We start from the raw sequence: 20,991 nt of genomic DNA, 5'->3' as shown, positions 1-20,991 counted from the left end.
CCTGTTTGCCACTCCTTACACCAATAACTTTTTCACATCGCCTAAATGGCCAGATTTTTCAACTTTTGTTTGTAAATAACGTGCATTCGTGTCTGTTAAGCCACCCCAAATTGGAACATGACCATTAGCAGCTAAGCCATGTGCTTGTAAGGCAGCCAGTTTTTTCGGATTGTTCGTAATGAGTGTCACTGGTTTAGAACGTAGACTTTCTAAAATCTTCAATGCATCTTCGTAGGAACGAACATCATCTTCAAATCCTAATGCATGATTGGCCTGCACGGTATCGTAATAATCTTCCTGTAAAAGGTAGGCAAGCGATTTCGAGAATAAGCCAATACCACGGCCCTCATGGTCAGCTAGGTAGAAAATCGCTCCACAGCCATGCTCTACAATCATTTTCATAGATTCATGTAATTGATAACCACAGTCACAGCGCTGTGAACCAAAAATATCCCCCGTATGACAAATGCTGTGCATCCGAATAAGCGCATCATCACGATTTTCAAAATCACCATACACTAATACTGAAGATTGTTGACCGAAAGCGAGATTCATTGCTGGTAAATCGTCAATCATTTGTTGCTTTGTTTTTTGGCTATCAACCGCTAGCCAAGAATACCAATTAAATGTTGCTTCAAAATCACCTTGTTTAATCGGAAGCTTTACTGGGCCAACTAACGCGAGATTTTGTGAGTCGTTTCGCACGACAAAGCGAATTTTATCATTTAAAATATCAATTGTATTTTTCATTTTATCACCATAATTTCTTTTTAAGTTACTTTACGTAACCTAGTTTAATATAATAAGTGTGAAACGTCAAATAAAGGGACTGCAAAATATATGAATTTGCAGTCCCTTTTCGATTCATGGATTAAAAATGATAATCCTCAATCTTTTTCATTTTTTGTGTCACTAAACTCACCACAACAAAGGTAAGAAGTGAAGCGAATATCGGAATTGTTACTGAGTGCATGCCGAAAATATTTGTTTGAAATTCGTAAATATAAATATATAATCCTATGCCGACAATCATCGAACTAATGGCACCGTATTTGTTTGCCTTTTTCCAATATAAGCCGAAAACGACACTCCATAAAAATGCAGATTCTAACCCTCCAAATGCGAATAAGTTCAGCATTATTAATAGTTCCGGTGGATTTACTGCAAGAATGACCACTGCCACCCCGATAATGGTCGTTACCCAAAAACTACGCGATTTAATTTGCTTGTCCGTTGCTTTCGGATTGATATAGTTTAAATAAATATCTTTGACTACCGTTGAACTTACTAAAATGAGTAAGGCATTGACCGTTGACATAATAGCCGCCATTGGAGCTGCTAATACAACACCAGCTATTACAGGCGGTAATACTTCAAGTGTTAAAAGCGGCATGACTTTATCACCAATTTCAATGCCTGGCATTACCGAACGCGCAAATACACCAATTAAGTGCATACCGAACATAATCGTACCAATCCCAATCGTCCCAATTAAAATCGCACGATGTAAGCTTTTGGAATCCTTATAGCTCATCGCACGTACTGCAATTTGCGGTAAACCGATGACCCCTAAGCCGATTAAAATCCAAAATGTCGATACATATAAAGGTGTTAAGCTCTGATCAGCACCAAATGGCGATATGAGATTTGGATTATCTGCTACTAAATCTTGCATAATATGATCGACACCACCACCTGCAATTATCGTAGCAATTAGTAATATCACCGTACCAATAATCATGATTGTCCCTTGCATCGCATCTGTAAGTGCTACTGCCCGGAACCCACCGATGACTACATAAATTAAAACCGATGCCGCAAATATAAGAAGTGCTGTTGTATAGGAAAGACCTGTTAAAGATTCGATTAATCGAGCCCCACCAACCCATTGTGCCATCATCGAAGCAAATAAGAAAATAATAATACTAAATGCCGATAATATAACAATCGTATGGCTATCATAGCGCTTCTTTAAGAAGTCGATTAATGTAATGGCCTCAATGCGTCTTGCAACAATCGCAAACTTTTTCCCAAGCACCATTAATACGAAATATCCCGCCGGAAGCTGAGCCATCGCTAATAGCACCCAGCCAAGTCCCGTATTATACGCAACACCTGGTCCACCAATGAAACTTGAAGCACTTCCGTATGTAGCCATCATCGTCATTGCCAGAATAAAGCCACCCATTTCGCGGCCGCCTAAAAAGTACTCCTGTAAAAAGGAATTGGATTGAACCACTTGACGATTCGCCCAAATGCCAATGCCAAAAATGATGATTAAAAAGAATAGTAGTGGTAAAATAACAGCCCAATGAATCATCGTTTTTCTTCCTCCTCATCTAAAGGAATGTCTTTGAAGAAAAGCTTCATGGCCAACCAAATACAAATTACCATAAAAATAGTGCCTGCTATACAGCTATAGAAAAACCACTCAGGAAATCCCAATATATATCGATATTCAGCGGGATTCCCCGAACCTAGTCCATATGCAAAACCATACCAAATCGCAAAATTTAAAATGACTAATCCAACACCAATGAGTGCTTCCTTATGCGCGATTTTAAAACGCTTATCCTGCATGTAATTCATCCTTCCTTCATTAATCGAATAGTTTATATGATACTTTTCTATCATACGTGCCTACGTAAAGAAAGAAAAGACTTTCTAGTACAATTCAACTAAAAAGTCTTCGGAAAATGCATCGTGTTGATAGCTTAAACATCTAATTCATCTTTTTTCTTCCATTTTTGCAAAAATCGCTTTGACAAACTGATCCTTGTATTCGGTATAGGCATCAATCCCCTTTAAGTTTGTCGTAAAGAATGCGGTTTTCAAATCTTGATATTGCTGTTTTATTTCTTCATTGGCATTTAAATAATTCCTGAAAAAAAGCATTTGATGCCACTTTTCCTTTTCATAATCCACAATATGTATAAAATGCGTTTTCGTTTCAAATGAGGTATCTGTAAACTTGGCGCAAACAATCTCATTGGGTCTTTCCACCTTTAAACGGTAAAATCCTACGCTTCGCAACGCTTTAAAAAATGCTTCATCCAATTCATCGATATTTTCTACACCGATTAAAATATCCAGCACTGGTTTCGCCTGAATTCCTTTAATAGACGTACTTCCAATATGCTCGATTTGTACATCCTGTAGCTTTAAGCACTTCTTTAATTCCTTTTTCGTGATATTAAATGCATGTTGCCATCGTTCATCATATGACACTAGCTTCACTTCATCTTTTTTGATTCCCAAATTCATAACCCTTCGCCCCTCTTCTGTTATTTATTGTAAAACCAATAAAAACCACTTACAAGTCTATAAATAAAAGCAAAAATATGTTATTATGAATCTAATAAAAATAAACTATTCATCTATACAAAAAGACATAAAACGCAGCTGAAACCGCGTTTTATGTCTTTTATTTTGAGGCTTATTGTTAATACTTAAACGACTGAATCGATTCTTGAAGCTCTACAGCCATTTCTGCTAAATACGTTGAAGCAGCTGCTACTTCTTCCATTGCTGCATTTTGTTCTTCAGATGCGGCTGCTACACTTTGAATACTGTCATTCGAATTTAGCGTCACCTCATTGATATCATTGATTTCACCAACAAGCTGTTCCACATCATGTAATACCGCTTTAATTGCTTGTGTTACGGCCTTTGTTTCGTCTTCTACTCGATCAATGGCCGCATCAATTTTCAGGAAGTTTTCGCGTGTTTCTGCTACTTTTTCCTTTCCTGTTTCAACGGATTGATCATTATGTACAATATCTTCTTCGATAATGCGCGTACTTTCCACAATATTTTGTACAACTTGTTCAATTTCAGTAGCTGCAATATTGGATTCATCGGCAAGCTTTCGAACCTCACTTGCTACGACTGCAAAGCCTTTCCCCGCTTCTCCGGCTCTTGCCGCTTCAATCGAGGCATTTAATGCCAATAAATTCGTTTGCTCGGCAATTGTTTTAATAACCTGAACAGCTGAGGCTATCGCATTTGTATTTCCGTCCAGTTCCTTCACGCGTACATTTAATTCTGTAGTATTGTCACTAATTACATCCATTTGACCGATAACATTACGCACGGATTGTCGACCTGCCGTAATTTTTTCCTTCGTATAGGCTGAGGCATTGTTTACTTGTTCAATGCTGTCTGAAATATCCGAAACCTTTTTCATTAAATGATCCGAAAAGGCCTTAGAATCACTTGTCATTTGCTGCTGATCAGTCATTCCCAGCGAGATTTCTTGAATGGATTCTGTAACAACCTCTGTTGCCTTACTCACTTCCATACTGCTTGCGGTCAATTGCTGTGAAGTGCCAGCAACTTGTTCTGAGGAATCCCCGACTTGTCGCATCGTATTGCGTAAACGCTCTGCCATGGCATTGAATGAATCCGCAAGTTGACCAAATTCATCTTTGGAAGTCACTTTTAATTGAGTTAATAAATTACCCTGTGCAAACTCATTCATCCCAGCCATTACCGACTGCATATTTAGTGCAATGCGGCGGGCAAAAATTGTCGAAATGGCGATGCTGATAATGATTGCAATAATCGCAAGTGCAATCGTTTCAATAAATGTCGTGCGCATATGCTCCTTTGAATGAGCAATCAATTTCGTCATTGCTTCATTTACTTCATTCGCCATTGACTTCCCAAACACTACCAACTCTTGGGATCCAGCGCCAAGTATAGGCTTTGCTACTTTTTGAGCTTCAGCCATTTTATTGGCGTCCATGAGAGGTAAAATTTGTTGATCAATCGAGTTTTCCCATGCAGCAAGCTTTTGCTCAAATTCTTCAAATTTTGCATTTGCTGCGCCCATTTCCTTGAGCTGTTGAACAGATGCATCCAACGTGTCACGAATTTCATAATGGTTGGTACGCATGTTGTCATCCTTATAAAGCATATAGCCACGTATTGCTGCATTAGCGCGAACCGTTTGGAAGGCGACATCATTATATAAATTGCTCATTTGTGTATCTTTATCAATGCCTTCTAGCGTTTTGTTTTGTTCATTTAGGCTGTATAAAATTACTGCTGCAAAAAGCATGAGTAATGCTAAGACTACACCAAATGATAGCTGTAATTTCGCTTTTACATTTAATTTCATTACAATATCCCCATTCTCATTTTCATACGATACTCACAAAATTATTCCACAATTTACATGCATCGTCAATTACTGTTGTCAATATGCCAGATATTTATACTATTTAAAAGAAATATATTGAATTACTTACAGAGCGCATATTTTATACTTCAAAAAATGCAGGACAATTACACTTTTTTTCTATCCGTAGCCCATTTTTTAGATTGCGATTTGGAAATTAGCTGTTTTTAACTTTTCATAATTTTCGTATAAGCTTCGTCGATAAACGTTTTATCAAGCGATTGTGCATAATTTTTCACCCCGTCTGCGGCATATAAAATATCACGTTTGGCATTTTCCACATCGCCCTGCGCCAAATAGCAAAGAGCCCGAATTGCAAAAGAGCGATAAATGCGAGCAGCATCCAATGGGTGATGATAAATTTCAGGACCGATAATGTCCATTAAGAGTGCATGTGCTTCCTCTATATGCTGTAGGTGATAATGCGCATAGGCCTGCTCACCTACTAAAAATTGATCTAATTGTGTTCGTATTTTGGAAGAAAAATCACGATAATTAAAGTCTGTTGAAATGACTCGTTCATACGCATGCTCAATTTGATTCCAATAGGCCAATTGCAATAAGTCCTCCATCACCAAATCAAGCGGATCTTCTAATATAACGGAAAACGCACGAATTTTATTTAAATAAATTTGCGCCTTTTCTTTATCGCCCTTGTTCAGCTGCATAAAAAATAAATAACGGTAAAAATCATTGATACGATACAATATTTTTTTCTCAAGTGCAATGTTTAAGGACAGCCGTAAATATTTTTCTGATTCAGACTCATTGTTATAGGCCGCATAGATAACGGTTAAATTATAGTATAAATCCAGCTTTTCAATTTCTCCGATAAAGCCATCAAACTGCTCAATGTATTCAACACCTTTTAGCATCCAAACAATCGCCTTTTCATGGTTCTTGCGATTAAATTCGATAGCACCAAGGTCACTATAGCGTCTGACTACTTTTGAATGGGCATAAATTTGCTTGTATCGCGCAATACAGCTTTCAAAGCCCGCTGTATCTTGTGAAAGTTCTAAGTAATAACGCATTAAATGATAGATATCCGTTAAACGAATTTCTTCAAATGTATTGCCATTTAGCTTGTTCTCTTTCATATAAGGCTCGACTAGTGAAAGAATTTCCTGACATTTTTCACGATGTTCCTCATCTTCGTATGTTTTATTCAATTCAGTCACTAATGCTTCGACTTTTATATAAAACACCTTCAGCTCTTGAGAATCGTTCGACTGCATCAGTTCTGATACATCAATGTCCAGCTGTTTTGCAATATGCTGTAGGCTCTCCATGGAAGGTTGTGCCTTACCGTTTTCTATTAAACTGAGCATCCCTTTTGATAGCCTGTCTCCTGCTACTTGTGCAAGCGTCATTTTACGTTCTTTACGAAGCTCTTTAATTTTTTCACCAATTTTAATCACGTTGCCACCTCACTACAAATAGTGTAACAAATCCACATGACGAAAGAAATATTTAAATATTATTAAACAATATCTAAATAGATTCAAAATTAAAACCAAAATTATTTTTAATTTAATTAAACTTTTTGGTTGCATTTATTTCATCCATCTCGTATTATATGTTTAATAAAATTAAACAAAAGAGGGATTGCACATGAATGAACAGGCAAAATTAAAAAAAGCGACCTACCATTTATACACATTTTTAGTGAGTAAAATGATTGGTTCGCTCGGGTCACATGTTTATAGTTTTGGGATTAGTATGTACATCTTATCGTTAACAGGTTCGTCATTAAGCTTTGCCATCAATATTATATTAAGCTATTTGCCACGTACAATAATGGCACCGATTGCGGGAATACTAGGGGATCGCATGTCTCGAAAAAAACTGGTGCTAGGTGGTCAGGCAGGCGTCATCTTAACAGTAGCTGGGTTATTAATGTATACGCATGAATTTGGGTTATCGCTTGCCGCTATCTACACTGCCACTATGTTCAACAGTATTTTCAGTACATTTACAAGTGTCGCCTTTTCTGCATCCATCGCCAATTTAGTGGATGAAACTAGAATCCAAAAAGCGATGAGCTTTAACCAACTGTCGTTATCGGTATCTGGAATTGGCGGACCGATTTTTGGCGGGATGCTTTTCGGCTTTGTATCAATGGAAGTTTTCTTAATGATTTTCATCATTGCTGCAATGATTACCCTAACTTTAGAAGCAACGATGAATTTCCAGCTATATAAAAGACAACAGGCAATGACAGGTTCTGAAAAAGAAACTATGGTCGAAAGCTTTAAAGCCGGCTTCTGCTATGTCAATAAAAAACCTGTTATTAAAGCGATCTTATGGACGGCATTATGGTTAAATTTATTTTTCACTTCCGTCAATGTTGGTGGAGGCTACATTTTACTAACTTTATTGCAAATTGATCCACAATTAATCGGCTTTATTGAGGCGGGTGGCGCTGTCGGTATACTCATAACATCGATTTATTTTGCTTCACGCTCAACAGTGAAATTTCCATTATTATTAGTAAAGCGCTCAACATTTTTAATGGGGATACTCGTGATCTTTGTCGGCGTACCACTATTATTCCAATTTTCAAGTACGATGATGATTTTCATTTTCTACTTTATCGTCATGCTCATTTTTGGCGCACTGGGCGTTATTACCAATACCCCAATTGGCGTCATTATGCAGACAACAATTGATGAACAATATCGCGGGCGTGTGTTTGGTATTGTTGAAATGATGGCGATGAGTGCCATGCCAATTGGAACACTTACTTACGGGTTTTTATATGAGATCATTCCAGCGCAATACATTTTATTCGTCAGTGGTTTGATCCTAATCTTTATTGTTTTACTCTTATTACGTACTTCTATTATTGAAATGGCACATCCAGAGCTTAAAAAGACAGAGGTTACGCCTGTAACCGAATAATGCCGATTTGATAAGAAGCTAGGGACAACTAATGACATTTATAAACGTAGAAATCGAGATTTAAGCTAGAGGTTGAAACGGTTACTGATTGTAGTTGCTCCTATATTACAGAATAAAAAAGGCCAATGCTTGTTATCCACATGCATTGGCACTATTTTTCACTTGAATTAGCGAGATTCCTTTGGTGGCTGGCAAACCTCACATTTTTGCTGCTTATTTTCTTTGAATTTTTTCCAAGGCTTTTGGAATGTATTACCACATGCACATTGGAAATCAAGCTTTTGCGAGAAGCCTTTAAATTCTGTTGAAAGTAATTTTGTATCTGTATTTTTTTCTACATATTCACGAATTGAATGGATTGTCCATTTTTTACTCATTGTCGATTACACCTCCACGAAGCTTTCATTATACACGAACGTTGGCTATTTATACAGCCAATCCACAACAAAACCAAGCCCCTGAAATGCAAAATAGAGTGCCAGTATGCCTAAAACTAAAAATAATAGACAACCAAGCATGCCGGAAAACATAAAGAATTTGATATTAGGTCCTTTGCGTTTTCCCCATTCTTCTTTGTTGTCGCTTGTTACTTTATTTACGGCGTCACAGTTCGGGCATTGTTCAAAATATGTACGGGTTTCCGTTTTTTTGCCGTTAATGACACTCACAGCTGTCGCAAAATTGGCGGTTGCAAAATCAATGGTCATCCTTTCCTGACAGTTGTGGCATTCAATTTGGTGTTTTTTTGCTTCCATCTTCATCCTCCTTTCGCATCCTTGTAATTTATCTGCTCATTTTATTCTATCCTTGCATATACTAGCTAAACCTATTGCTAGGAGGAAGCTTGTTGAATAAACGCTCGAATAATGAACAATCACTCGAAATTTTAGCTGCACGATTTGAGTATGCTAGCGCTGCTGTCTTAACGATTGGCGATATGCTAGCCACTATTTCTGCTGGCATTACGCTACGTTTATTAGAGGAGGCCTCTTCCACTTCCTCAAGCTCAAAGACAACCGAAAGTAACTTATTTCCATTTGAAGTAGAGCAAATGCAGCGCCAAATGGACGATCTCATTGGCGAAATGAGGCATCTCAAAAGAATGATGCAACTTTAATCTCGGTCAAATAGATATTTACGTGAATCGTCCTCAATGCGTCGTTCACAGCTATCACACGAAATATTAGCCTGACGATTTACCTTATATTGCTGGTATTTTTTTGTACCTTCTCGTAATGTAAAGGGCTTGCGGCAATAACGGCAAATGGCTTCATATGTAAACATAAGATTCCCCTTCCTATTTAACGCATCCAACTGTTAATTATAAAACGTTTCCTTCTAGAAAACATCTTTTTGGACAATACAGAATAACAAATAAAGGTCATGCAGCATTTGCATGACCTTCCTTTTATGATTTTAACAGCTTGACTGTCACCTTTTTACGTCCCCAGTCATAGGCTATTGATTTATTTTTGACAAAAACATCGATTTTATTTCCTTTAATAGCGCCGCCTGTATCACCGGCAACTGCAATGCCATAGCCTTCCACCCACACTTTTGAGCCAAGTGGAATAATTTTAGGATCAACTGCGATTACTTTAAGCTCTGGGTTTTTACGTAAGTTTAATCCAGTTTTCGTAATTCCCGAGCAACCCTTGCAATTCGCTGTATAGGCTGTAGCTGTCATTGAATACGTTTTCTTTACATTTGACGGATGTGTTGCAGAAACTTTTTCAGGGATTTGAAGCACCTGATTAATGAAAAGATTATTCGTTATTAACATATTTTCCTTTTTTAATGCGGTTGCGGTAACGTTATATTTGGGTGCAATTGAAAATAATGTCTCACCTGATGTTACTGTATGTGTAGCTGCGAAAGACGGGCTTGCAAAAATAAATGTGCTCGCGGCAATTGCCACTGAAAATGCTAATATTTTCTTGATCATACTTGACTATTTCCCTCCAATATCATTTTCGTGAAAAATCTTTTTGATTCAACTTGTACTAGCATACCTACTTTATGTTTCAGTAATATAACAACTTCATGTTACAACCATTACAATCCCGTAACAGGAAGTCGAATTTTGTCGTTTTTATATTACGAATATCAGATAATTAATTTCCCACAACCTAAAATAGTCAAAATTGTATTATTTTCAATAAATATTCCTTTGTTTCGAAATTCGGACTATCTTCAACTACCTATTTATGGTACGATACGTCTTGTTTTTAAAAAGGTTCGACGTAAAAGACCGAATAGAAAATTTATTGAAAGAGTGACGTCATATGGCAAATACTACAAAGGAATTAAGCTTATTTAAACTTACATGGCCTTTATTTTTAGAGCTGTTTTTATTTATGCTGATGGGACTTGCCGATACGTTCATGTTAAGTGCCGTTTCAGACAATGCCGTTGCTGGTGTCGGAACCGCGAACCAATATATCCAAATTGCGATTCTGTTATTAGGTGTGATTGGCACAGGGGCTTCGATTGTCGTCTCACAATATTTAGGTTCACGCTTATTGGAAGATGCTTCGAAAATTGCCGCGCTATCCGTTACATTAAACTTGGTTATTGGCCTCGTATTAAGTGGCGTGTTTCTCTTATTTTCAGATGCCATTATGAAGATGATGAACCTACAAGGTGCTGTGCTTGAAGCCGCGCAAAGCTATTTAGCGATTGTTGGGGGCTTTATTTTTGTTCAGGCACTAATTACATCGCTATCTTCTGTCATTCGTGTACAGGGTTGGACGAAGCAAACGATGTATGTATCACTTGGAATGAACGTGCTTCATGTCATTTTGAACTATATTTTAATTTTCGGGAAATTTGGGGCACCGGAGCTTGGTGTTGAAGGGGCAGCCATTTCTTCTGTCATTAGCCGTATTGTCGCAGCAGTTGTATTTTTCTGGTTGCTGTATCAGGCACTGGAAGTACGCATTCAATTTGCTGATTATTATAGTCTATCTAAAAAATACATTACAAAGATTTTAAAAATCGGAATTCCATCTGCCCTTGAGCAAGTATTGTATCAAACGAGCCAAATCGTATTACTTTACTATGTAACATACGTCGGAGCGGAAGCATTGTCTGCACGTCAATACGCCATGAATATTTCCATGTTTACGTATTTATTTGCGATGGCGATTGGTTCAGGTACCGCTATTTTAATAGGGCGTTATGTTGGCGCTGGAGAAAAGGACCTCGCCTATAAAACAGTATGGTTTAGCGTAAAATCAGCGCTTGTATTTACACTGGTGATGGTGGCGCTAGTTACAACCTTCCGCGAGCCGCTCATGCGTGTATTTACTGACAATGAAAACATCATTCAAATCGGGGCTAGCGTCCTATTATTAAGTATCTTTTTAGAAACGGGTCGTACCATTAATATTACAATTATCAACTCGCTACGTGCTGCTGGAGATGCGACCTACCCTGTGCGTATCGGGATAATTTCCATGATTTGTATCGGACTGTCACTCGGTTACTTATTTGTATTCGTCCTTGATTTAGGCTTAATCGGCGTATGGTTAGCCATTTCCTGTGATGAATGGATTCGTGCCATTTTAGTTATTTTCCGCTGGCGTAGTCGTAAGTGGGAACGCTATGCGCTCGTTGGACCAGATCATAAATAATATCCAAAACTAGATCTTCTGAGACATTTCCCTTCGTTTCACATATAGTCCAACAAAAAACCGTCTAAGCAACAGATGCTAGACGGTTTTTTGTATATTATTTCTCTAAATTCTCCGCTGCAACTTCTTCAGCTTCAAAATCATTTTCTTCCAATGTGACTTCGCTTGCTGCCGCTAATGCCGCTTCTTCTGCACGACGAGCTGCTGCTTCTTCTGCCGCTTTTTTTGCTGCTTCTTCAATTGGCTTGTTTACAACGCCTAAGCACCAAGTAAATTCTTCCCAAGCCATGTTCCAACCTTTATATACTTCTTCAGAATCATCCCATTTAACTACGTATGCAAGACCATCTTCGGTTTTTACTAATGATAACGTAAGATCCGCTCCAGCACGGTCACTTACTAATTTAATTTTTCCCTCTTCATCGAAGCGCTCTTCGATAGCATCCTTTTCGGTAAACGCACGACTTTGCGCAATTTCAAATAATGCATTGCTATGAATGCGATATTTATTTTTTTGCATGTTTTTCCCAACTTCCATTAATGATTAATTACTTTAACTATATTACATCGTTTCCTAAAAATTTTCGCTCTTTTTTTTAGGATTCCGTGCTTTTTCTTATTTTAACATAAAATCCTTTCCAGAAACCACTACGTTCTAAGAAAATTCGAACGTACATTCTTAATTTTGTGACTATACAAGGACAAATCATTGAAAATGCGCTAAAAACGACACCTCACTACACAGATTGTATAGTGAGGTGTACTTTATTTAGTAGCCTGTATTTTGTTTTTCTGCAATTGCATAGGCTACATTAATAATCGAAACCGCTAATTCAGCGTATGATATTTCTTTTTTCGGCTGGAATTTATTATCTGTTAATGGCTGTAGCTTTAACGCATTTACTAACGTTACATAGCCAATATTTGCTGGTGAAATTTCATGCACATCGTTCACATCCAGCTTATAAATCGTAGGATATTTCGCGGCTTGTTCGAGACCTAATGCACGAACAAACCACACCGCTAGCTGCTCTTTCGTTACGTTCTTGTCAATCGCTAGCTGATCTCCCTCTTTAATCATCCCCATGCGGTAAGCGGATTCCACCGTTGAATAATACGGATTGTCCTTTGGCACAAGTTTGATTGTATCCTCACTATTTTCACCACTACTATAAGCATAGTCCTCATAGAAATAGCTAATCGATTTTATAATAGCCTTTAATGCTTCCCCTTGTGAAATCGGCTGGTCTGCATTGAAACTTTTGGCGTCTTTCACTTCAATTGCCCCTGCTTGAATTAAATAATTCAGCTCTTTTTCAGCTGTTGGGTGTGTAATTATTTCCTTCTTTTTCAGTCCATACACATTCAAAAATTCACCCGTCAACGCATCCATTTGATAAATTGACTCCTTATTAATCGTTGGCGTGTAAAGCAGCTCATATTTTCCTTCTTGATTGTAGACGGATTGGTACACAAGCATGGCATCTAAGGCTGCTTCGAATTGCTTTTGCGCTTCTTGTTGCGAAATAACTTCATCTAGTGCTGGCCATTCATCAATTGTTAAGTTACTTCTGTAGTAGGATTTCAGCTCTCCTTTATTACTAATAGACACGGAAATATTATCGCCGTTTACAATAAGACCATTTTTCATCCGTGGGAATGAAACCGTATGCATTTTATTTTCCTCAGAATAGCTTATGTTATATATAGGCATTGAATATTCATGGATTGAGGCTGGTGCAAATTGTTTCGCATAATCCGTCGCAATCGCTAGCACCTTCGCATCGTCAAGGCGTGGTGTATTGTCCTCAGGTGCATCTAGATAAGGAATCGAATCTGACATATCAAAATAGTTTAAAAGTTCGCCCGTGTTTTTATTGAATTCCACGGACGTACCAAACGAAGCATTTTTCTTATGGTATGAATAAGAAATACTTATAATGCTTGTCCCTTCACTCTCATACTCATAAGCAGAATCAATCGTTAATTTCTCCCCGTTCGCGTTTGATTGTGCGAGCTTTTTAACATATTGCTTTGCTTCCTCAAGTGTTATTGGTTTACTTGCCTGTAATGGCTTGTCAACAATTGGTGATGGAGCTTTTGCCTGGATTTGCTCGGTCTCTCCCGTATTGCTATGCCACTTCCCTGATTTCGCATGAACCCCGATATAGTCTGCTGCCGGAAGATATACTAAGCGTACAGTAGGTTTTGCATTATAAGAGCTATAATCATAGGAATATTGCAGCGATACTTTTAGCGTTTCTTTCATTTTGGCTATAGCTGCACTTTTCGTCATAATATTTGATTCTTCCTCAAATGCAAAGCGCTGCGTCATCGGTGCAATTTGCATATAGTATTGAATTGTCCCATCTCCAAGAATACTTACATACATCCCTTGATCTTGAATGGGAATATTTTTTTCAGTTTTCATAAATGAATACGCATACGAAATGGGTTCAGTAATTAAGCGCGTTGAAAAATAACTCGGCACCTGACTCACTGTAATGAAATCCGATGATCCCGTTACTTTTCTCACAAAGTCTGTTGCAATCTTTTGTGCTTGCTGCTCTGTGATTTTACCTGGAAATAATGAATCCTTTGTAATGGTTGGGGAGATGGTAAGTGATTCAATTTCAAAATCGCCTTCTTTAAAAATAATACTTCCCGATTGTGACTGCTTATTAACGGTTTTCGAAAAGGATAATTCATAACGCGTTGTTAAATCATCCGAATAATGATAGCTCATTGTGGACATCGTAAAATCGCTATTACTAAATGAACCAAACAGCTCCGGTAATACCGCTTTTAATTTCTCAATAAGTACCTCTTTCGTAACATCTTCATCCGTAATGGCTACGTAAATTTGTTGACGCTCGTCATTTGAAGTTGTACCCATATTCGCATTGGCCACCGTCCCCGCTGTAAATAAGCTTAATGCAACGGCCGATGCACTTATAATACTCGCCCATTTCTTCATCTTACATCCCCCTTTTTCCTATTATTTCTATATTACGAAAAGAATTGCATAAAGTTTCAGAATATAAAGTAAAGATCGAAAATTTTTGTGACACCTCTATGACTTTATTTGAGTTCATTGAATTGTATGCATGATTCATGATAAAATTTGCGCTAGAGGTGAAGAAATGTGAGTATTGTAACTGCTGGCCTTTTAGTATCATTTTCTGGCATTATCGTCGTTTGCTTAGGGCTTTTTGATGTCATTCCAAATTCAAATCAAACGTTAAACTATATTTTTATCGGTCTTGGATGGATTTTTATTTTAATCGGCATTGTCATTCGTATCGTTGGTATGAAACTAGAAAAGAAATATCAAAAATAAAAAGGAAGCGTCCCGAATATTCGGACGCCTCCTTTTTTAATCTTCATTGATTGTTTGATACTCAGCCATTCGCGCAGTTGCACGCCAATAATGATAAATCAAACGGTCAATCCATAATAATGCATCAACCTTTGACACGGCTAAATCTAACTGTGTTTCATTTGATACTGAGCGTTCAAAATATTGCTCACGTTTATTACGACGCTGCTGTGCCATATCTTGAGAAGTATGCTCTAAAATAATCGAAATATCGAGCATTTTTTCGTCCTCTGACAAACGCTCACCGATTGTCTCCAATAGCTCCTGCCAATCTTGCATCAACTTTTCTTGTAAATAAAGCGCCTCTACCTTTTGCTGTTCGCGCAACACTTTAATTAAACGATGTAAATGATCCAATGTATGTAAGATAGAAATTAGCTTGGCACGATCACGCGAAGAGCTAACTAAAATACCGTCTAAAAACTTACGTGTAATAACAAGTGCATCTTCTACTTCTAGCATTTTCTTTTCATATTCCACCGTTACCTTTTTTGACTGTAATAATAGATGCTGCGCCTTCGTAAGCTCCACCATAATATCGCGCATTGTTTTAAATACGACATCAATTGCAACAGAAGGCATTGCCATTAAGCTATCATCTAAATTACGCGTCAAGGCATTTTCACGCTCTGGTACCATTTTCATGAGTAAATTGGCAAACGGCTGCATTAACGGAATAAAAATCAGCGCACCAAGTACACTGAATAGCGTATGGAAAATTGCTAAGCCCAATGTTTCATCAAAGCTACCTGAAATCGCTACCGTAATCCATTTTGTTGCTTGAACAAAATATGAAAAAATTGCCGTAACAATTATAGCAGTTATGACATTAAACATTAAATGTGTAATTGCCGTACGCTTTGCCGAAACCGATGCCCCAATTGCTGCAAAGAGTGCGGTCGCTGTCGTACCAATATTTTGACCAATGACTAAATACGCTGCCTGTTCAAAGTCAATTGCTCCAGCAAATAATGCCGCTAACGTCGCTGCCATTGCCGCGCTCGAAGCCTGCATAATGACCGTCATGACAATCCCAATAACGATTAATAAAAAGATTGAAATAATGGAGTCAGCCGGAATTTTATCGAACGCAATGAAGTCCTGTGCCGAGCCCATTCCTTGCTGTAGCATATCAATCCCTAAAAATAGTAAACCAAATCCTGCTAATACATTACCAAATTTTTTAATATCATTCGGCGCAATCATGGTCATGAAGACACCAACACCGATTATCGGTAATGCCATGGTTTGTAAACTAATTTTGAAGCCGATTAATGAAATAATCCAACCCGTACTTGTACTCCCAATATTCGCCCCAATAATAACACCAATCGATTGCATAAATGTAAGCAATCCTGCACTAACAAAGCCAATTGTTAGTAAAGTTGTTGCCGTGGAGGACTGCACAAGCATCGTCATAACAGCACCAGAAACAACCGCACTTATACGACCTTTCGTAAACCGGTTGAGCCATTTTTTTAATGCGTCTCCGGCAATTTCTTTCAGTCCGTTCGTAAGCATGGTCATCCCTAGTAAAAACAGACCAATCCCACCAAAAATCGTGAGCATGCATTTCACCACCAAATGTCATAATCAATCGAACAACCTATTCGACGCAACCTCACGTGAAATTATGTTTGTTCTTCTGTGAATCCCTTCAAACCCACTAAAAACCTATCTTAACATTTATTTCATCTGAATTTAACATTTAATTTACATTTCACTAGGAAGTCGCGACAATTGTGATGAAATTATGTTTAATTTGATGGTGAATATACATTTTAAAATTTATGGAATTTGTTTCCCATATACCTCTAGGCGCAAAACTTTCCCCTTTTTGTCAAGTAATTTATTATAAGAATACGTCAATTTATAGGTTGGAAATTTATCAAGCTCCAGATGGTTACGTGCGTTTTCACTTAATTTCAATTTTCGATCATCGAATAATAAATAGTAGTGGTCGTTTTCTTCGATAATTTGCTCTGGCTCTATATCGACAATTGTGTAGATCGTTACATTTGTATACATAGCGCCAAATCCAAATAAAACGACAAGTACAATTGTTACAAAAATAAATTTAAATGTCTTTAATTGTGTCATATAGCCCCCTCCGTTCCACTACTATACGAGTGAAGAGTGCTGAAAGTTTCGAAATATTCCTAAAACATATGACATTTGAAGTCCTACAATCCAACAAGCTCTTCTTCCAATAAATAATAACGCGTCCCATAAATATCTACTTCATACGTAATGGCCTTTGTTGTAATGATGATTTGGAGCACCTCGCCTACTTTATTTATTATATGCGGCTCATAGAATTTTCGATAATAATGAGTTTCGCTGTCAATTTCCTCATCCATTAACTGTACTTTCACCTGCTCTAATACTAAAAATTTTGGCTTTCGTATCGCAGCCTGCATTTGAAATAAACTCAACTGTTCCAAAAAAATCACCTACCCGATTTGTATGTACAATACATTCGAGTAGGTGATCTAATTTTCCTTTTTTAGAACATTATTGGCTCATTCCCGAACCAATACATGATTTTCTAAATGTTTTCTGTATGCATAGATGCGAGTTTTGGATTTTATTTGTGAATCCTCTCAAGTTCCCATCATTCCCTCAACAACCGACTAAAAAATGGGCTGATCGACTTGAGGCAATGGCAGTACTGTCTCGCCTTTCTTTTGCTCCGGCTTTAAATACACAACCAGCTCCTGTTGGTAAGTGCCATCTTCTAATAAATAATGATCGAGCGTGTGGCTATCATATTGATACGTGCCAAATGGAAATGACACACTGTCCCCTTTGACAGCCGCAAGTAATCCTGCGACATCATTCGATACCATATGTAGCACTTCTTCTGCTGTTTCCGTTAATACAAATACTACGTTCATCTACTTCTCCTATACTCCGATAAATAATGCAGCCTGTGCAATGGCGATGAAAAATGCTGTATTTTGAATCGGTGATATGTCTGCCACTTCCAGCATTGCGGTAAATTCATCGCTTGTTTCATCATAGCTAGCCTTCCAACGTGCAACGATTTCACCTGCTACAATGAAGTTCGACCAGTCTTCCATCTCTTTATCGATTTTCATTTTAATAGTTTGACCGCTTACAAATAGTTCCGGTACACCGATTCGCCAGTTTTCATAATTCACTACATAGGTTTCATTAGAAACGAGATCCTTCGCCTCAAACCAAACTTTCCCACGACGGAAAATTTTCTTCGCTTCAAATAATGGTACACCTTCATTCGTTGTCACGCGGTACTTTAAAAAATAGCGGTAGTCAAAATAGCCATCTAGTAGCTTTTTTAAGCCATTATCATACACACGCTCTACTAGCATTATTTGCTCTCCTGCTTCATTGCGAATGGCTTGTGGCTTAGTAGATTGAAGTTTGCCTAGCGCTTTATACGTAAATTGTTGCATGAAAGACCCCTTACTTACGAATTAGAATTTTATAGGTGATTTGCAATATGCTAAATTTCACAGCCATCATTACCGCATACCGCATCGCCTTCAATAACGGTTAAACGCTTATCCGCGACTGCCTGTGCTTGTTTTAATGTTTTCACATAAATTTCAAGTGGCTCTACCCCTTTAATTCCATAGGCATCTTCAAAAACCATGAAGGGCACACTTGTAATTTGTAGTTGCTGCGCATCGTAGCGATCTTGTGCCAGCTCCTCTGAATAGAGCTGCTCATCAATGACTTGCTGTGCCTGTTCCTGTGGGATACCTAATGCAACACAGATATCAATTAACGCAACTGTGTCATTGATATTAAAGCCTTCTGAAAAATATCCGTTCATGACGCGCTCCGTAAAGGCATCTGCTACATTAAATTTGGCCGCTAATTTTGCTAAACGATGCGCATTTTCGGTATTAGCAGTTTGGATTGCATCAACATTATACGTAAGACCGACTTCTTTTGCATGTGCATGAACAGCATCTATCGCTTCTTGCATTTTGGCTTCGCGTCCTTGAAAACGTTGTAACATGTCCTCTTTATAATTACGCGTCTCTGTCTTAGAAGCATCTGGTTTTAGCTGATAGGCCTTATATTCGATTTTGACTTGCTGCTCCAAGCCTAACTCCTTAATTGCCTGTTGTAATTTTGTTTTGCTAATATAGCAAAATGGACAAGAAAAGTCCGAGAAGATTTCAATTTTCATAAGTTGCCTCCGATTTTTGCATGTGCGTCTATTCTCACATGCATTTTATGAAAAAACAAGAAAAAAGCGCCTTAGCCTTCTCTAAACCTCATAAGACATTGAAAAAAAGCCGAACCCCATTTATGGATTCGACTTATCCTTACGCTTTCAAGCGATTGGAATTTGTGCAAAAAACTCTTCATATAGCCCTTTTAAAATACGGTCCTCAAACTCTGAGCGAACGCCAAATACTAAGCTTACTTCTGATGAACCTTGATTAATCATCTCAATATTAGCCCCAGTATTTGAAATAGCTGTTGCCGCGCGTGCTGCAAGACCTGTATTATGACGCATCCCTTCGCCGACAATCACTATCATAGAAAAATCATGACTGAAATGAACATCATCCGCACATAACTCTGTTTTGACACGGCTAACAATGCGCCCCTCTTTTTCTGGTGTAAGCTGATTTGAACGCATAATTACCGAAATATCATCTAAACCAGATGGCGTATGCTCATACGAAATATTTTCTTCTTCAATAATTTGTAACAGCTTACGTCCGAAGCCTACTTCACGGTTCATTAAATATTTCGACACGTATAGGATTGAAAAGCCACCGTCTGCCGAAATACCTGTAACCGGGCGATTTGTTTGCATACGTGTTGGTAAAATTCGTGTTCCTGGTGCTGAAGGATTATTGGTATTTTTAATGTTTACCGGAATCCCTTGTTTGTATACAGGCATTAACGCTTCATCATGGAAAACGGAGAAGCCTGCATACGATAATTCACGCATTTCACGGTACGTAATTTCTTTAATGTCTACTGGATCATTTACAACTTTTGGATTCGCCGCAAACACACAGTCGACATCCGTAAAGTTTTCATATAAGGACGCACCAACTGCAGACGCTAAAATCGAGCCTGTAATATCCGAGCCGCCTCGGTCAAAAGTACGTAAAATCCCCTCTTTTGTATAGCCGAAGAAGCCAGGGAAAATGATAATTTCATTCGTTTCCTTTAGCTTACTTAAATTTACATAAGCTTCAGGCAGAGCAAATGTACGCTCTGGTAAATCATTTACAACAAGTCCCTCTTTTGGACTGACATATTTTGCAGGCATCCCAATAGAGTTGAAGTAACTTGCGATTAGTTTTGCGTTATTGTCTTCACCACTCGCTTTTATGCTATCGATGAATAAATCTGTATTTGAACGATCCGCCTGCACACGCTCACGTAAATCCGCTGCGATTACATCCGTTATCGTATTGTCTAAACCAAGTCCGTCCGTAATCGCTCGATATCGATTAACTACTACGTTAATTTTCGATTCCACATCACCGCCAGCTAAAGCTGTATCTGCTAAATCGATTAATAAATCTGTCACCTTCGTATCATCACTTGATCGCTTACCAGGAGCGGAAACAGCGACAATCTTTCTTTCAGGATTAGATTTCACAATATTTGCTACTTTTTTGATTTGTTCTGCACTTGCGACAGATGTGCCGCCAAATTTACATACTATCATCTCATCAGATCCTTACGTTCAAAATTGATATTTGTACTTACCGAAAAAACATTTGACTTTACACAGTGTACAAATTTATTTTCTTACAGTCAAGACTATTCTGGAAATTCAATAATCTATTTTAGACAAAATACGAATAATTATGGCTTTTGTCAATTTATTATATGGTATTTTTATAAATTGGTGTGATAATTCGAAT

General features: G+C 37.9%; 23 protein-coding genes. 4 read left to right on the top strand and 19 right to left on the bottom strand.

Annotation, left to right across the window (positions count from 1 at the left end; translation table 11 throughout):
• Positions 1 to 15 precede the first annotated feature (15 nt).
• From MKX47_RS08780 to MKX47_RS08755, 6 genes are all read right to left on the bottom strand, one after another.
• The gene (locus MKX47_RS08780) at positions 16 to 750 is read right to left on the bottom strand and encodes a GTP cyclohydrolase II (RefSeq protein WP_340773105.1); all 735 of its coding nucleotides are present in this window, start codon (positions 748 to 750) and stop codon (positions 16 to 18) included.
• A 121-nt stretch (positions 751 to 871) separates the two neighbouring features.
• Complete coding sequence (gene panF / locus MKX47_RS08775) at positions 872 to 2,317, bottom strand: sodium/pantothenate symporter (protein WP_340777768.1); 1,446 nt, start codon at positions 2,315 to 2,317, stop codon at positions 872 to 874.
• Positions 2,317 to 2,589 carry a YhdT family protein gene (locus MKX47_RS08770; RefSeq protein ID WP_445683578.1) on the bottom strand — a complete coding sequence of 91 codons (273 nt, stop codon included), beginning with the start codon at positions 2,587 to 2,589 and terminating at the stop codon, positions 2,317 to 2,319. The genes panF and MKX47_RS08770 overlap by 1 nt, the downstream gene beginning before the upstream one ends.
• A 138-nt stretch (positions 2,590 to 2,727) precedes the next feature.
• Entirely contained in the window at positions 2,728 to 3,264 is a 537-nt protein-coding gene (locus tag MKX47_RS08765) for a GrpB family protein (protein ID WP_340773101.1), read from the bottom strand.
• Positions 3,265 to 3,442: 178 nt separating this feature from the next.
• Positions 3,443 to 5,122, bottom strand: coding sequence for a methyl-accepting chemotaxis protein (locus MKX47_RS08760; protein ID WP_340773099.1), 1,680 nt, complete (start codon positions 5,120 to 5,122; stop codon positions 3,443 to 3,445).
• 227 nt (positions 5,123 to 5,349) lie between these two features.
• The gene (locus MKX47_RS08755; RefSeq protein WP_340773097.1) at positions 5,350 to 6,603 is read right to left on the bottom strand and encodes a helix-turn-helix domain-containing protein; all 1,254 of its coding nucleotides are present in this window, start codon (positions 6,601 to 6,603) and stop codon (positions 5,350 to 5,352) included.
• Between the two features lie 193 nt (positions 6,604 to 6,796).
• On the opposite strand from MKX47_RS08755, the gene MKX47_RS08750 reads away from it, so the two are divergent.
• Positions 6,797 to 8,086, top strand: coding sequence for an MFS transporter (locus MKX47_RS08750; protein ID WP_340773096.1), 1,290 nt, complete (start codon positions 6,797 to 6,799; stop codon positions 8,084 to 8,086).
• 167 nt (positions 8,087 to 8,253) lie between these two features.
• Here MKX47_RS08750 and MKX47_RS08745 read toward each other — a convergent pair whose 3' ends face one another.
• Both MKX47_RS08745 and MKX47_RS08740 read right to left on the bottom strand, forming a co-directional pair.
• The gene (locus MKX47_RS08745) at positions 8,254 to 8,463 is read right to left on the bottom strand and encodes a hypothetical protein (RefSeq protein ID WP_241368462.1); all 210 of its coding nucleotides are present in this window, start codon (positions 8,461 to 8,463) and stop codon (positions 8,254 to 8,256) included.
• 45 nt (positions 8,464 to 8,508) lie between these two features.
• Positions 8,509 to 8,841: a redox protein gene (locus MKX47_RS08740; RefSeq protein WP_340773094.1), complete on the bottom strand. Its 333-nt coding sequence runs from the start codon at positions 8,839 to 8,841 to the stop codon at positions 8,509 to 8,511.
• Between the two features lie 92 nt (positions 8,842 to 8,933).
• On the opposite strand from MKX47_RS08740, the gene MKX47_RS08735 reads away from it, so the two are divergent.
• The gene (locus tag MKX47_RS08735) at positions 8,934 to 9,203 is read left to right on the top strand and encodes a hypothetical protein (protein ID WP_340773092.1); all 270 of its coding nucleotides are present in this window, start codon (positions 8,934 to 8,936) and stop codon (positions 9,201 to 9,203) included.
• Here the strand turns inward: MKX47_RS08735 and MKX47_RS08730 are convergent.
• A complete protein-coding gene (locus tag MKX47_RS08730; RefSeq protein WP_340773090.1) occupies positions 9,200 to 9,370 on the bottom strand; it encodes a hypothetical protein in 171 nt (56 codons plus the stop codon). The genes MKX47_RS08735 and MKX47_RS08730 overlap by 4 nt on opposite strands.
• Before the next feature lie 124 nt (positions 9,371 to 9,494).
• The gene (locus MKX47_RS08725) at positions 9,495 to 10,031 is read right to left on the bottom strand and encodes a 3D domain-containing protein (protein ID WP_340773089.1); all 537 of its coding nucleotides are present in this window, start codon (positions 10,029 to 10,031) and stop codon (positions 9,495 to 9,497) included.
• A 340-nt stretch (positions 10,032 to 10,371) separates the two neighbouring features.
• Between MKX47_RS08725 and MKX47_RS08720 the strand changes: the two genes are divergently transcribed.
• On the top strand, positions 10,372 to 11,721 hold the full coding sequence (locus MKX47_RS08720; protein ID WP_340773088.1) for an MATE family efflux transporter: 1,350 nt from the start codon (positions 10,372 to 10,374) through the stop codon (positions 11,719 to 11,721).
• A 97-nt stretch (positions 11,722 to 11,818) separates the two neighbouring features.
• Here MKX47_RS08720 and MKX47_RS08715 read toward each other — a convergent pair whose 3' ends face one another.
• Entirely contained in the window at positions 11,819 to 12,241 is a 423-nt protein-coding gene (locus tag MKX47_RS08715; protein ID WP_340773087.1) for a homoserine dehydrogenase, read from the bottom strand.
• Between the two features lie 249 nt (positions 12,242 to 12,490).
• The gene (locus tag MKX47_RS08710; RefSeq protein WP_340773084.1) at positions 12,491 to 14,698 is read right to left on the bottom strand and encodes a YcdB/YcdC domain-containing protein; all 2,208 of its coding nucleotides are present in this window, start codon (positions 14,696 to 14,698) and stop codon (positions 12,491 to 12,493) included.
• A gap of 168 nt (positions 14,699 to 14,866) precedes the next feature.
• Here MKX47_RS08710 and MKX47_RS08705 point away from each other — a divergent pair, with 168 nt between their 5' ends.
• Positions 14,867 to 15,061 carry a hypothetical protein gene (locus MKX47_RS08705; protein WP_340773082.1) on the top strand — a complete coding sequence of 65 codons (195 nt, stop codon included), beginning with the start codon at positions 14,867 to 14,869 and terminating at the stop codon, positions 15,059 to 15,061.
• 36 nt (positions 15,062 to 15,097) lie between these two features.
• Here the strand turns inward: MKX47_RS08705 and MKX47_RS08700 are convergent, their stop codons facing one another.
• From MKX47_RS08700 to MKX47_RS08670, 7 genes are all read right to left on the bottom strand, one after another.
• Complete coding sequence (locus MKX47_RS08700) at positions 15,098 to 16,669, bottom strand: Na/Pi cotransporter family protein (RefSeq protein ID WP_340773080.1); 1,572 nt, start codon at positions 16,667 to 16,669, stop codon at positions 15,098 to 15,100.
• Positions 16,670 to 16,888: 219 nt separating this feature from the next.
• A complete protein-coding gene (locus MKX47_RS08695) occupies positions 16,889 to 17,200 on the bottom strand; it encodes a hypothetical protein (protein ID WP_340773078.1) in 312 nt (103 codons plus the stop codon).
• A gap of 83 nt (positions 17,201 to 17,283) precedes the next feature.
• A complete protein-coding gene (locus MKX47_RS08690) occupies positions 17,284 to 17,544 on the bottom strand; it encodes a hypothetical protein (RefSeq protein ID WP_340773076.1) in 261 nt (86 codons plus the stop codon).
• Between the two features lie 189 nt (positions 17,545 to 17,733).
• The gene (locus MKX47_RS08685) at positions 17,734 to 17,997 is read right to left on the bottom strand and encodes a thymidylate synthase (RefSeq protein WP_340773073.1); all 264 of its coding nucleotides are present in this window, start codon (positions 17,995 to 17,997) and stop codon (positions 17,734 to 17,736) included.
• 9 nt (positions 17,998 to 18,006) lie between these two features.
• On the bottom strand, positions 18,007 to 18,537 hold the full coding sequence (locus tag MKX47_RS08680) for a tubby C-terminal domain-like protein (RefSeq protein ID WP_340773071.1): 531 nt from the start codon (positions 18,535 to 18,537) through the stop codon (positions 18,007 to 18,009).
• Between the two features lie 50 nt (positions 18,538 to 18,587).
• A complete protein-coding gene (locus MKX47_RS08675) occupies positions 18,588 to 19,283 on the bottom strand; it encodes a DsbA family oxidoreductase (protein ID WP_340773069.1) in 696 nt (231 codons plus the stop codon).
• Between the two features lie 147 nt (positions 19,284 to 19,430).
• Entirely contained in the window at positions 19,431 to 20,792 is a 1,362-nt protein-coding gene (locus tag MKX47_RS08670; RefSeq protein ID WP_340773065.1) for an aspartate kinase, read from the bottom strand.
• Between the last annotated feature and the right edge of the window lie 199 nt (positions 20,793 to 20,991).

Origin of the sequence: Solibacillus sp. FSL R7-0668 (genome assembly GCF_038006205.1) — a bacterium.
In the GTDB taxonomy this organism is placed as follows: Bacteria; Bacillota; Bacilli; order Bacillales_A; family Planococcaceae; genus Solibacillus.
This window is presented reverse-complemented; position numbering and strand designations above follow the sequence as displayed.